The organism is Streptomyces sp. HUAS CB01, from assembly GCF_030406905.1.
GTDB lineage: Bacteria > Actinomycetota > Actinomycetes > Streptomycetales > Streptomycetaceae > Streptomyces > Streptomyces chengbuensis.
Genome location: NZ_CP129137.1, coordinates 2,452,676 through 2,465,757 on the forward strand (window position 1 = coordinate 2,452,676; position 13,082 = coordinate 2,465,757).

A 13,082-nucleotide genomic window follows, 5' to 3' on the forward strand; every position below is an offset into this window, starting at 1 on the left:
CACGACGCGCCCCGTGCGGAAGCGACTTGAGGAGGACGACCCGTGAGTGCTCTCTTCCCGGCCCTGGCGGCCGCCGCGGACGGCACCTCCGCCGGCGTACGGCACCGGCCCGCGCTCCGCTTCGGCGACCGGGCACTGACGTACGGCGCGCTGGCCTCCGCCGCCGGGGCGGCCGCGGAGCGGATCGCGGGGGCGGGCCGGGTCGCCGTCTGGGCCACGCCCACGCCGGAGACGGCCGTCGGCGTGGTGGCCGCGCTGCTCGCCGGGGTGCCCGCCGTACCGCTCAACCCGCGTACGGGCGGGCGGGAGCTGGCCCATGTCGTCGGGGACAGCGCGCCGCGGCTCGTGCTGGCCGGCCCGGACGACGAACTGCCGCCCGTGCTGGCCGGTGTGGAGCGGATCGACGTCCCGGTGCCGGAGTCCGGGAGCGGGCCGGCGGCCGGCGTCCGCCCCCTGCCCCCCGAGCCGGACCGGGAGACACCGGCGCTGATCGTCTACACCTCGGGGACCACCGGCCCGCCGAAGGGCGCGGTGCTGCCCCGCCGGGCCATCGCGGCCACGCTGGACGCGCTGGCGGACGCATGGGCGTGGACCGGCGACGACGTCCTCGTCCACGCGCTGCCGCTGTTCCATGTGCACGGGCTGGTCCTGGGCGTCCTCGGTCCGCTGCGGCGGGGCGGCGCGATGCGGCACCTGGGGAGGTTCTCGGCCGAGGGCGTGCGTCGGGAGCTCGGCGCCGGAGGGACGATGCTGTTCGGGGTGCCGACGATGTACCACCGGCTGGCGGAGGCGGTGGGGGACGACCCGGAGCTGACGAAGTCCCTCGCGGGCGCGCGGCTGCTGGTGTCCGGCTCGGCGGCGCTGCCCGTCCACGACCACGAGCGGCTCTTCGCGGCGACGGGACGGCGGGTGGTCGAGCGCTACGGGATGACCGAGACGCTGATGAACACGAGCGTCCGCGCGGACGGCGAGCCGTGCCCCGGATCGGTGGGCCTTCCGCTGCCGGGCGTGGGGCTGCGTCTGGTGGAGGAGGACGGGACGGAGATCACCGACCCGGACGGTGAGACGGTCGGCGAGATCCAGGTCCGGGGCCCGAACCTGTTCACCGGCTATCTGAACCGGCCGGACGCGACCGCGGCCGCGTTCGACGGCGACTGGTTCCGCACGGGCGACATGGCGGTCCGGTCCCCGGACGGGCAGGTCCGGATCGTGGGCCGCAGGGCGACGGACCTGATCAAGAGCGGCGGGTACAAGATCGGCGCCGGCGAGATCGAGAACGCGCTGCTGGAGCACCCGCAGGTGCGGGAGGCCGCGGTGACCGGCGAACCGGACGACGACCTGGGCGAGCGGGTGGTGGCGTGGGTGGTGCCCGCCGATCCGGCCAGCCCGCCGTCCGGGGAGGAGCTGGCGGACCACGTCGCGTCCCAGCTCGCCCCGCACAAGCGCCCGCGCACGGTCCGTTTCCTCGACGTGCTCCCCCGCAACGACATGGGCAAGATCATGAAGCGGGCTCTCACCCGTGGCTGACCGTCTGACGGCGCGCGAGGCGGCGGCCCTGGTCACCGACGTCCTCGAGGTGCGGCCGCCGACGGCCACCGAGGACCCGTCCGGCGACGGGCCGCTCGGGTGGGCCGGCTACGCGGAGTCGCGGGCGCGGGCCGCGGCGCGGACCGGTGAGAGGGAGTCCGTGGTCTGGGGGACGGCGGACATCGGGGGCCGGCGCGCGGTACTCGTGTCGTTCGAGTTCCGGTTCCTCGGCGGATCGCTGGGCCGGCGGACCGGGGACCTGCTGGAGGAGGCGTACTCCCACGCCCGCGCCGAGCGACTGCCCCTGGTGTCGCTGATCGCGACGGGCGGCAGCAGGATGCAGGAGGGCATGATCGCCCTCACCCAGCTCCAGCGGGTGGCGCGGGCCTCGGCACTGACGCGCGCGGCCGGGCTGCCGCAGCTCGCGGTGGTGCGCGACCCCACCACCGGCGGCGGCTGGGCCACGCTCGGCGCGGGCGCGGACGTGGTCCTCGCGCTCCCGGGGGCGCAGGTCGGGTTCGCAGGGTCCAGGGTCAGGCCGCCGGACGCGGACCCCTCGGCCTACACCGCCGAGGGCCAGCTGGCCGCGGGGCAGATCGACGCGATCGTCCCCGCCGACCGGCTGCGTCCGGCACTGTCCCGGTGGCTGCGGCTGCTGACGGGCGGCACCGAGGATCCCGCACCGGGCGGCACCCCCGTCCCCCCGCCGCTGGCGCTGGACGGCGCGTACGGCACGGCGGCCACCGGCTGGGAGGCCGTACGGCGGGCACGGGCCCCGCACCGGCCCCGTGCGGGGGCGTACCTCGACGCCTGGTTCGACGAGCGGGCGGATCTCCACGGCGACCGGTGCGGCGGTACGGACCCCGGGATGATCTGCGGCTTCGGGCTGCGGGACGGAAGGGTCGTGGCCTATGCCGCCCAGGCCGGGACGGCGACCCGGCCCGCCGGGTACCGCACGGCGGCCCGGCTGATCCGGCTCGCCGACCGGCTGGGGATCCCGGTGCTCACGCTCGTGGACACGCCCGGTGCCGCGAACGACGCCGAGGCCGAGCGGACCGGTGCGGGAGCGGCCATCGCCGAGGTCTTCGCGGCGGTGGCGTCGGTGCGCGTCCCGGTGACGACGCTGGTGATCGGCGAGGGGGGTTCCGGCGGGGCGCTGGCGCTGGCCGCCCCGGGCAACACCTGGGTCACCCCCGACAGCTACTTCTCGGTGATCGCGCCCGAACTCGCGGCGGCGATCCTCAAGCGCGCCCCCTCCGAGACACCGGCGACGGCGGACCAGCTCAGGCTGCGGCCGCGGGACCTCGTGGAGCTCGGGCTGGTACGGGGGATCGTGGCCCGAGCCGAGTGACCGGGCGACGTCGTCACCACCTGCAACGCGTGCGGTGCACCGGGTGGGCGGGGCCCATGAGGTGCATCACAGCAACTTAGGCAAACCTTCCCTCGCACGCCGGCCCTCTGGTAGACGTGGCAGTCCGCCCGCACGGGCCACCGCACCGCAGCACCACCGGAAGTGTCGCTCATGGACCAGGACCGTTCGCCCGACCTCATACCGTTCGAGATCGACCTGACCTTCGAGGAGGCCCGCCGCCGGGCCGAGGTGGTGGCCGCGCTGGGGCCGGACTGGGACCCAGTGGCCGCCCTGGAGGGCGAGGAGGCGGCGTACGCGCTGCTCTACTCCGGTCTCGACGCGGAGCAGCAGCGGACGTACGACATGCTCGTCGCCGCCGGTGTCCTTCCGGAAGGGGGCCCGGGCCGTGCGCCTTCCCATTGATCCGCAGGCCGACATCGCGCGCCGGGCCTGGCTGCCCTGCCCCGCCTGCGACGACGCCCGGGACTGCGCCACCTGCGCCGACCGGCGCAACTGTGCGGACCACTGGCGCTATCTGATCTCCAACAAGGGCCCGGTGGTCCATCTGCAGTGCCCCGGCTGCACCCACATGTGGTCGGTCGACACCCGCCGCCGCGCGAGCCGCCCCGCGGGGGACCCGCCGCCCTGCTGAACCGCGGCCCCTCCCGGCCAGCCGCTCACAGCCCTCCCGGGCCGGACGCGGTCGGTCCCTGCCGCGGCGGGGACCCGGCGGCGCGGGGACGGCCCCGTAGCCCTCAGCGCCCACGCGAACCACGCGAACCACGCGAAAGGGCCCCCACGAAGGCGGCCCGACGGAGTGCCCCACGAGCGGCGCGCCCACCAGGACCGCCCACCGGGTTCGCCGCCCGCCGCCGGACCCGCGCCGGGTGCCGCACCGGTTCCGCGGGCAACGGGCCCCTCACGCACGTACGGCCCGGTACGGCGCCGCTTCGCCGTACCGGGCCTGCCTACCCGTGCCGTCGGCGCGTCATCCCACGCCGACCGCCCGGATGATCTCCTGTTCCACCGAGCCGCCCCGGTCGTCCGTCGCGGAGGCCCGCAGCGAGACGAACTCCGCGTCCCTCGGCACCGACAGCGCCCCCTCCCACGCGGCGGCGGCCCCGCGTTCACGGTCGAGCCGCACCGTGCGCCAGGTCGCGCCGTCGTCGTACGACACCTCCAGCGTCGCGCCGGTGATCCTGCCCGTGCCGACGGCGCCCTTGACGTACTCGGAGAAGATCCCGACGTCGAGCGTGCGCCCGGCCCTGACGTTGCCGGTCAGGTCGGTGTCCACGTCGAAGCCGAGGTTGAGCATCGGCAGGAAGGTCTCGCGGTCGGCCGGGGTCTCCTTCGAGCGGAAGGTCCACTCGGAGTGCCCGCGGGTCGACAGCCGCCACCGCTCCGGATCCAGCGTGGTGTCCGTGACGACCCGGAACTCCTGCTCGGTCGGCTTGACGTCCCAGGCGTACGCGCCCGAGCTCATCCGGCGGTCGACCCGCACCCCGTCCACGTACACCTCGGTGAACTGGGTCATCGAGTCGTCGCCCCAGACGTTGCCGAAGCCGGTGTGGTCGGGGCCCGAGTCGCCCCAGCCGGGCGTGTTGAACCTCAGGTCGTTGCCGGTGCGCTGCTGGCCCCAGCCGAGACCGGTGCCGAGCCACGGGTGCCACACCGGCCGGAACCAGTTCAGCGTCGTGCGCGTGCCGCCGCGGTGGGCGGGGGTGCCGCTGCGCTGCTCGATGGCGTCGGGGCCGTTGGTGACCGACTCGTGCCAGCGCTGGCCGGGGCCGGTGCTGACGTGGTCGGTGCGCTCGGCCGGGAAGGCGATCCGTTCCGGGAAGCCGAACCCGATCGGGAACGTGTCGGTGATCGAGTAGCGGAACTCCCCGCCGTCCGCCGGCCGGGTGCCGTGGAAGCGGCTGTCCAGGACGGCGAGATCGCGCTTGCCGGGCCGGAAGACGAGGTCCTCCGGGACGGCACCCGGGTGCCCCTCCGACAGGTCGTACACATACGGCGTGTACCGGGTGCCGGTGAGCTCCAGCCGCTGGTGGCGGGCGGCCGCCGTGCGCAGGCGCGCCCCGTCGGCGGAGCCCACGGTCGCCACGTGCAGCGGCCGGGTCCCGTAGTCGGCGGTGCCGAACCAGGCCATCAGCCGGCCGGGCGCGTCGTCGGAGACGAACAGAGCCCTGGCGCCGGCGTCCTGGGCGTTCTGGGCGAGCTCCACCGGCCCGACGGCTTCCGTGCGCCGTACGACGACGGCCTTTCCGCGCACGTCCTTGCCCCGGTAGGCGGCCGTGTCGCCGGTGCCCGCGTCCACGACCGGGACCTTGAGCCGGCCGTCGAGGACGGTGGTGCCGGACTGCACGGTCGCGTCCGCGAGCCGCGTCCCGCCGGCCTCGGCCTCCAGCAGCGGCTTGCCGAGCCGCCAGACTGTCCGGTACTCGAACGTGCCGGTGGCGGGCTTGCGGGTGGGCGCGGCGAAGACCGAGTCGTACGTCAGGGGCACCTGCACGGCCCCGCCGTACGACACCCCGTTCGCGTCGCGGTCGAACTCCATGAGGAGCTGGCGGGTCTCGGTGCGCCTGTCGACCTCGGCGCGGATCTCACGCAGCCGGCGGCCGTCGAGGGTGATCTCGCGGTCGCGGTCGAGGGTGATCTCGGGCTCGGTGAGGAAGCCGAGGCCGAGCGAGTCGGCGCCCTTGCTGCCGCGTACGTCGAGGAAGGTCGACACGGTGTACGTGCCGGGCTTCAGGCGCAGTTCGAGGGTGCCGGAGGCGCCGACGTCCGCGGGGAACGGGTCCTCGCCGGCGGCGAGCCGCTGCACGCCGAGACGGGTGGCGGCCGGGGTTCCGTCGCGGTCCTTGACCCGGACCGTGAGGGTGTACCGCTCCTCCTCCTTGACCAGGCCGAAGGCGGTACGGGCGACGACCGTGCCGTCGGCGGCGGTGGCCGTGATCCGGCCGCCGTTGGTGCCCACGGCGGCCTTGGTCCCGTCGCCGGTGACGGTGGTCCGCGCGGTCCCGTGCGCAGGAACGGTGAGGGTGGAGTCTGCGAGGGTGGCGACCCCGGCCGGAGCGCCCTCGACGGCCAGGTCCAGGGTGACGGGCGTGTCACCGGAGTTGGTGTAGGCGAGGGTCCTGGTGACCGGCTCGTTGCCGTCGTACGGCCAGCCGAAGAAGCCCAGGTCGGCCGAGCCGGTGGCGGTGATCCGGGCGCCTATCGCGGCCGGTACGTCCACCCGGCCGGCGCCGAGCGCGTACGGGGACGCGTCGAGCGGCTTCGAGGAGGACATCAGGGCGTCCTTGAGCTGCGCCCCCGTCCAGTCGGGGTGCCGCTCGGCGAGGAGCGCCGCCACGCCCGCGACGTGCGGGGTGGCCATGGACGTGCCGTCCATGGAGGTGTAGGGGCCGCTGCCGGGGGCCAGTTGGGAGCGGGCGGCGAGGATGCCGACGCCGGGCGCGGAGAGGTCGGGCTTGAGACCGTTGTCGCCGTGGCGCGGTCCCTGGCTGGTGAACCAGGCGGCCCGGTCCTCGGAGTCGACGGCGCCGACGGTCAGCGCGGAGTCCGCGGCGCCCGGCGAGCCGATGGTGCCCGGGGCACCGGAGTTGCCGGCCGCGATGACGAACAGGGCGCCGGTCTCGGCGGAGAGGGTGTCGACCGCCTCGGCCATCGGGTCGGTGCCGTCGCTCCCCTCCCGGGAACCGAGGCTCATCGACACGATCGCGGCGTCGATGTCCTTGGCGGCCCACTCCATGCCCGCGATGATCTGCGACTCGCTGCCGAAGCCCTCGTCGGAGAGGACCTTGCCGACGGCGAGGTCGGCGCCGGGCGCGACGCCCTTCTCACGGCCGTCGGACGCGGCACCGCTGCCGCCGACGGTGGAGGTGACGTGGGTCCCGTGGCCGTCCTTGTCGGCGACCTCCTGGCCCTCGATGAACGACCTGCTCGCCGAGATCCTGCCCTGGAGGTCGGGGTGTCCCGCGTCGACGCCCGTGTCCAGGACGGCGACCCTGACGCCCTTTCCGGTGAGCCCGGCCTGCCAGGCCTCGGGGGTGCCGATCTGGGCGTTGGACTCGGCCATGTCGGCGCGCACCCGGCCGTCCAGCCAGATCTTCTCGATGCCGCCGGAGAAGGCGCGCCGCGCCGCGGTGCCGGGGCCGGTCACGGCGCTCCAGAGGACGCCCGGTTCGGCGGTCATCGCGACACCGCCGACACTGGGCAGGGCCCGGGTGACGTCCCCGCCGCGCGGGGCGGCCGCGCGGGCACCCCCGGCGTAGGTGACGATCAGCGGGAGGTCGCCGTCGACGCCCTGCGCGACGAGACCGGTGACGTCGAAGAGCCGCTCGTCGAGGACGCCCGCGTCCAGGTAGGGGCGGGCCTCGTCGGGTACGACGGTGATCCGGCCGTCCACGATCTCGCTGCGCACGGCGCCGGTGGCGCCCTCCCGCCGCTCGACGGCGACGGCCTTGCGGCCGGCGCCGAGGTCGGTGACGGTGACCGTGTCCCCGGTGATCAGCGTGACGGTGTGCCGTGCGGTGGCCGGGGACGGGGTGTGCGTCCCGGTGCCGGGCTGCGGTGACTCGGCGGCGAGGGCCTGTCCCGCCGGGAGCAGGGCGAGGGAGAGGCCGGCGGCGATCAGCCGGGCTCTCCTCCTCGCGGGCGCTCTGGTCATGGATGTCTCTCCTCGTACGCCCGGTGACGGGGGGTTACGGGCGTTGGCGAAGAGTGTGGGGGCTGGGAAGTCGGTTGGGGCGGCGCAGGGTTGGCGGTTACCTGCCATGGCGGCTACTTGCCACGGCCGGGGCGGGGTCGGACGGCCACGCGGCGGACCCGGTCGGTCAGGCGGCCGGGGGACGGCGGGACGGCCCGCGGCAACGGCGGCCGCCCGGCGGGGCGCACGGCCCGAACACCCCAAGGCATATGACGCAGCTATATGGATGACGAGCACTCAGCAATCCGGTGACCCCCCGGATGTCGGACCGTCCCGCCACCCGTGAGCTGCTAGCTGTAAGCGCCAAACACATTGACGTTCCGGAAAGAGACCGACGAAAGCCGGTCCGCTTCCGTCGACTTCCTCAAGAAAGGTCTGGGATGCCCAAGATCTTCGGCGCTGCGCTGCTCGCCCTCGCACTCGCCGCCGCTCCCGCGGCCGCCGCGGTGACCGGCACGGCCGCCCAGCCCGGCCAGATCCCCGGTGAGACCACCGGCCGGTACATCGTGACGCTCCAGGACGCCCCCGAGGCCGGCAGCGCCGACGCGGCGGTGAACGCGGCCGTCGGGCGGGCCTCGTCCATGGGCGCCGTGGTGCTGCACGTCTACCGGCACGCCCTGCAGGGCTACGCGGCGTCGATGTCCGCTGCCACGGCGGCCGCGCTCGCCGACGAGCCGGGGGTCCGGTCCGTGGAACCCGACCGTCCGGTGCGGATCGCCGCCCAGTCGGTGCCGACCGGGGTGGACCGGGCGGAGGCCGACCTCAGCGCGACCGCCGCGATCGACGGCAAGGACACCAGGGTCAACGCCGACGTGGCGGTCATCGACACCGGTGTCGACGCGGACCACCCGGATCTCAACGTGTACGAGGCCGGGGGCAAGAACTGCTGGCTCCCGATGCTGCCGCCCATGGACATGCACGGGCACGGCACGCACGTGGCCGGCACGATCGGCGCCCTCGACAACAACACGGGCGTGGTCGGCGTGGCACCGGGCGCACGGATCTGGCCGGTGCAGGTGCTCAGCCCGTTCGGCTCCGGGAGCACCTCGAACGTCATCTGCGGCATCGACTACGTCACGGAGCACGCCGACGAGATCGAGGTCGCCAACATGAGCCTGGGCGGCTCGGGCAAGGACGACGGCAACTGCGGCAAGACCAACAACGACGCCATGCACCAGGCGATCTGCAACTCGGTGGCCAAGGGCGTCACCTACGCGGTCGCGGCCGGCAACGACCACACCGACGCGTCCGGCTTCGTCCCGGCCGCCTACGACGAGGTGATCACGGTCAGTGCCCTGGCCGACTTCGACGGCAAGTCGGGCGGCCTCGGCAGCGCCACGTGCCGCTCGGACCGGGACGACACCTTCGCGAACTTCTCCAACTACGGCCGCGACGTGGACCTGATCGCCCCCGGCGTGTGCATCCGCTCCACCTTCATGAACGGCGGTTACTCCACCCTGTCCGGCACCTCGATGGCCGCCCCGCACGTCGCGGGCGGCGCGGCCCTCTACCGGGCGACCCACGCCGGCGCCTCCCCCGCCGAGGTCAAGACGGCGCTGGTGAAGGCGGGCGGCACGGACTGGATCTGGCCGTCGGAGGACGGTGACGGCATCAAGGAGCCGCTGCTGAGGCTCCGTTCCTTCTGATCCCGCCGAGCGGGACCTTCCGAACCCGCGGGGCGGGGTCTCCCTCCGGTCCCGCGGGGCGGAACGCACCACCAGGTCCCGACTTCCGGGACTCCCGGGTCGGGACGGCACCGCGACGGAGCGGGGATCGGGACCCGTCCAGGGCCCGGCCAGGCTCCGGGGGCCGGTCCGGGGGCCGGTTTCGGAAACCCGTCCGGGGCCGGTCCGAGCGCCGTACGGTCCAGGGTCCGTGCCGGGGGCGACCCTCGGCACGGACCAACGGCCCCGCCGCGTCACGGCGTCACGGCGTCACGGCGTCACGGCGTCACGGCGTCACGGCGTCACGGCGTCACGGCATGACGGCATGACGGCATGACGGCATGACGCGTCGCGGCACCACGCAACCGCGCGTCGCGCGTCTCGACATCACAGCGTCTCGACATCACTGCGTCTCGACGTCACCACGACGTCACGCGTCACGGCGTCGGCCGGCGGGCGTCGTAGCGCAGGAAACCGCGGCCGCGCAGGGCGAGCAGGCAGACGGCGAGGACGCAGGCGAGTCCGCCGCCGGTGACGGCGACGGTGGGCGAGGTGAGGTCGGCGACCGAGCCGGCGAGGAAGTCGCCGAGGCGGGGGCCGCCCGCCACGACGACGATGAACACCCCCTGCAGGCGGCCGCGCATCTCGTCCGGCGCGGCCGCCTGCAGCATGGTGTTGCGGAAGACCATGGAGACCGTGTCGGCGCATCCCGCGAGAGCGAGGAAGAGCAGCCCGAGCCAGAGGTTCCTGGTCAGGCCGAACACGGCGATCGCGGTGCCCCACGCGGCCACGGCGAGCAGGATCGCCACCCCGTGCCGCCGGATGCGCCCCTGCCAGCCGGAGAACACCCCGCCGAGCAGTGCGCCCACGGCGGGCGCCGCGACGAGGAGACCTGTCGTACGGGCGTCACCGCCGTACCAGAGCCCGGCCACCGCCGGGAACAGCGCGCGCGGATGGGCGAGGATCATCGCGCAGAAGTCGGAGAAGAAGGTCATACGGATGTTCGGCCGGGTGGCGAGGAAGCGCAGCCCGTCGAGCACGGACGCGCGCCCGCCCTTCGTCCCGTCGCGGTCGGGCAGCATCGACGGCAGCCGCCACATCGCGTACAGCGCGGCCCCGAAGGCGACGAAGTCGATGGCGTACGCGGACTGGTAGCCGCCGTAGCCGACGATCAGTCCGCCCAGCATCGGGCCGAGGAGCATGCCGGACGTCATCGTCATGGAGGACAGGGCGTTGGCGGCCGGTAGCTGCTCGGGCGGCAGCAGCCTCGGGATCATGGCGCTGCGGGCGGGCGAGTTGAGCGCGGCGCACACGGCCTGGAGCGCGACGACGCCGTACAGGAACCAGACGCGGTGGAAGTCCGCGAAGGCGGCCGCGGCGAGCGCGGCGGACAGCCCGGCCAGACCGGCCGCGCTCCAGAGCCCGAGCGCGCGCCGGTCCACGGTGTCGGCGACGGCGCCGCCGTAGAGGCCGAAGACGACCAGCGGGACGAGGGTGAAGAGACCGACCAGCCCGACCGAGAACGTCGAGTGCGTGATGTCGTACACCTGGAGCGAGATGGCCAGGGTGGTCATGCCCTGGCCGATCCAGGAGACCGTGTTGCCGAACCAGAGCCGCCGGTAGTGGGCGGAGACGCGCAACGGGGTGAGGTCGGCGAGGATGCGGGGTTTGCGGGCGGGGGAGCCGGTGGCGGTCATGCGAGGAACGTCGTACGGCGGCGGGCGGCTATGAGCGGCATGGCGGAAGTATAAGGACGCACTTGAGCGAGCCCCTTACACCACCGGACCGGTCTCCCGGGCCCCTCCGAGGCCGTCAGCGCGGGGCGCGCGTGCTCCGGTGAGGTCGTCCGCCGACGGCCGTCACCGCGGCGAGGAGTTCAGCGGCCGCCGGAGACCCGCAGGACCGTGCCCGTCGTGAAGGAGGCGTCGTCCGAGAGCAGCCAGGAGACGGCACCGGCGATCTCGGCCGGTTCTCCCGGTCGGCCGAGCGGCGTCACGGCGGCCACCTTCGCGGGCCGGTGGGGATCGCCCATGGCGGCGTGCATGTCGGTGTTGACGGTGCCGGGGGCGACGGCGTTGACGCGGATGCCCTGCGGGCCGAGTTCCTTGGCCAGACCGACGGTCAGGGCGTCGGTCGCCGCCTTCGTCGCCGCGTAGTGGACGTACTCCCCGGGTGAGCCGAGCGTCGCGGCGGCCGAGGAGATGTTGACGATCGCGCCGGAACCGCGTGCGGCCATGTCGCGGGCCGCGCGCCGGCAGCACAGCAGATAGCCCAGCAGGTTCACGTCGATGACCCGGCGCAGGTCCTCGGTGCGGGCGTCGGCGAGCCGGCCGAGCGGGCCGGTGACGCCGGCGTTGTTCACCAGACCGGTCACGGGGCCGAGTTCCGCCGCCGCAGTGTCGAACAGGCGTTCCACGGCCGTCTCGTGGGAGGTGTCCCCCCGTACCGTGACACAGCGCGCGCCGGCGGCGCGCACGCTCCGGGCGACCTCCTCCGCGGCGGCCGCGTTGCTGACGTAACCGAGGACCAGGTCGTGGCCGTCGGCGGCCAGCCGGACGCAGGTCGCCGCGCCGATGCCACGGCTCCCGCCCGTGACGACGGTGACCGGACGTGCCATGGGGCGCCTCCCGAGCTCGCTCCTGCCCGCGCCGGGTGCCGTGCGGGCGTTCCGGGGCCCACTCCATCACAGCCGGGGGCGGGGCCGGTGGTGAGGGCGCACGGGCGTGAAGGTGTGCAGGTTGCGGGGCAACCCGGGTAGGCGCAGGGTGAACAGGCGCAGGGTTAACCGGTGCGTGGACGCACCACGGACCCGAGAGGACACCGATCCTGATGAGCAAGCACAACGCCAAGGCGCGGCAGATCAAGGGCAAGCTGAAGGAAACCCTCGGGAAGACCATGGGCGACAAGTCCATGCAGCGCGCCGGCCGGAGCGACATGCTGCGCGGCAAGGCGCAGGAGATGGCGGAGAAGGCGGCCGACCAGGTACGCAGGCACACCCGGCACCACTGAGGCGACCGGCCGGCCCCCGGACCCCGCGGTTCGGTCGTCCCGCAGGGCCGGGCGGTTCAGTGGATCCGCAGGGCCGGCAGGCACGCGTCGTCCTCCAGGCCGGCCACGGCATGGCGGAGACCAGGCGTCGATCGTCTCCTCCGGTGCCGGCGGCCCTTCGCGCGCGAGGCTGCGGACGAGGCCGTCGAGCGAGTCCTCGACGTCCTCGTCGCGCCGTTCGATCAGGCCGTCGGCGCAGAGGGGCAGCAGGCCGTCCGGCTCCGGCGGCACGGTCGACGTCTCGTACGCGTACCCGGGGACCAGCCCCGAGCAGGGGCCCGGCGTGGTCGCCCGGCAGGAGCGAGGCACCGCCGCCCCGGCGCAGCACGGGCGGCGGACGCCCAGCGCAGGACGTGGTGGTCGATGCACCCGACCACGCGGTCGCGGTGAGCGCGGTGGGATCGCCGCACATCAGCTGGTTCGGCCAGTGTCGCCATGGCGCCCGGAACCGCCCCGGTCCGGGCCCAGGCCGGCCGGCGCGTGGCGCTGCCGGGCCATGCGCGCCACGGCGTTGAGACCGTGACCGCCGGCGGTCCCGAGCTGGCGAGGAGTTCCCGGCCGGCCGGCAGCAACCGGCACGCGGCGCGGCGGCCGCGGTGTCCCTCGCCGGCACGGCGTCGGGGAACGGCCGGGCCGCCCGGGCCGGGGTGGAGCCACCCACGTCGGCGCGGAGGGCGTCGATCTCCTGCGCGATGGCGTGCCGGAGCGAGGCCACGTCATCGGGCGGGGCGGACGCGTGGTCCGCGGCTTACTCGGCACCGATCGGAGGTGCGTCGTCGGT

The 13,082-nt window shown here is 74.6% G+C and carries 9 protein-coding genes; 6 read left to right on the forward strand and 3 right to left on the reverse strand.

The annotated features are described in order from the left end of the window. Positions 1–42: 42 nt before the first annotated feature. The 4 genes from QRN89_RS10955 (at position 43) to QRN89_RS10970 (ending at position 3,530) form a co-directional block, all read left to right on the forward strand. Complete coding sequence (locus QRN89_RS10955; protein WP_290349168.1) at positions 43–1,527, forward strand: acyl-CoA synthetase; 1,485 nt, start codon at positions 43–45, stop codon at positions 1,525–1,527. Continuing rightward, complete coding sequence (locus QRN89_RS10960) at positions 1,520–2,878, forward strand: carboxyl transferase domain-containing protein (RefSeq protein ID WP_290349169.1); 1,359 nt, start codon at positions 1,520–1,522, stop codon at positions 2,876–2,878. The genes QRN89_RS10955 and QRN89_RS10960 overlap by 8 nt, the downstream gene beginning before the upstream one ends. 171 nt (positions 2,879–3,049) lie before the next feature. After that, positions 3,050–3,301, forward strand: a complete 252-nt coding sequence (locus QRN89_RS10965; RefSeq protein ID WP_093656735.1) for a DUF6400 family protein — start codon at positions 3,050–3,052, stop codon at positions 3,299–3,301. After that, positions 3,285–3,530 (forward strand): hypothetical protein, encoded by a 246-nt coding sequence (locus QRN89_RS10970; RefSeq protein WP_290349170.1) that lies wholly within the window; start codon positions 3,285–3,287, stop codon positions 3,528–3,530. The genes QRN89_RS10965 and QRN89_RS10970 overlap by 17 nt, the downstream gene beginning before the upstream one ends. A 336-nt stretch (positions 3,531–3,866) precedes the next feature. On the opposite strand, the gene QRN89_RS10975 is transcribed toward QRN89_RS10970, so the two are convergent. Then, complete coding sequence (locus QRN89_RS10975; RefSeq protein ID WP_290349171.1) at positions 3,867–7,550, reverse strand: S8 family serine peptidase; 3,684 nt, start codon at positions 7,548–7,550, stop codon at positions 3,867–3,869. A 419-nt stretch (positions 7,551–7,969) separates the two neighbouring features. On the opposite strand from QRN89_RS10975, the gene QRN89_RS10980 reads away from it, so the two are divergent. After that, positions 7,970–9,235, forward strand: coding sequence for a S8 family peptidase (locus QRN89_RS10980; protein WP_290349172.1), 1,266 nt, complete (start codon positions 7,970–7,972; stop codon positions 9,233–9,235). Between the two features lie 455 nt (positions 9,236–9,690). Here the strand turns inward: QRN89_RS10980 and QRN89_RS10985 are convergent, their stop codons facing one another. Further along, positions 9,691–10,950 (reverse strand): MFS transporter, encoded by a 1,260-nt coding sequence (locus tag QRN89_RS10985; RefSeq protein ID WP_290349173.1) that lies wholly within the window; start codon positions 10,948–10,950, stop codon positions 9,691–9,693. Between the two features lie 179 nt (positions 10,951–11,129). Beyond that, positions 11,130–11,870: an SDR family NAD(P)-dependent oxidoreductase gene (locus QRN89_RS10990; RefSeq protein WP_290349174.1), complete on the reverse strand. Its 741-nt coding sequence runs from the start codon at positions 11,868–11,870 to the stop codon at positions 11,130–11,132. 212 nt (positions 11,871–12,082) lie between these two features. On the opposite strand from QRN89_RS10990, the gene QRN89_RS10995 reads away from it, so the two are divergent. Continuing rightward, on the forward strand, positions 12,083–12,262 hold the full coding sequence (locus QRN89_RS10995) for a CsbD family protein (RefSeq protein ID WP_290349175.1): 180 nt from the start codon (positions 12,083–12,085) through the stop codon (positions 12,260–12,262). Positions 12,263–13,082 lie beyond the last annotated feature (820 nt).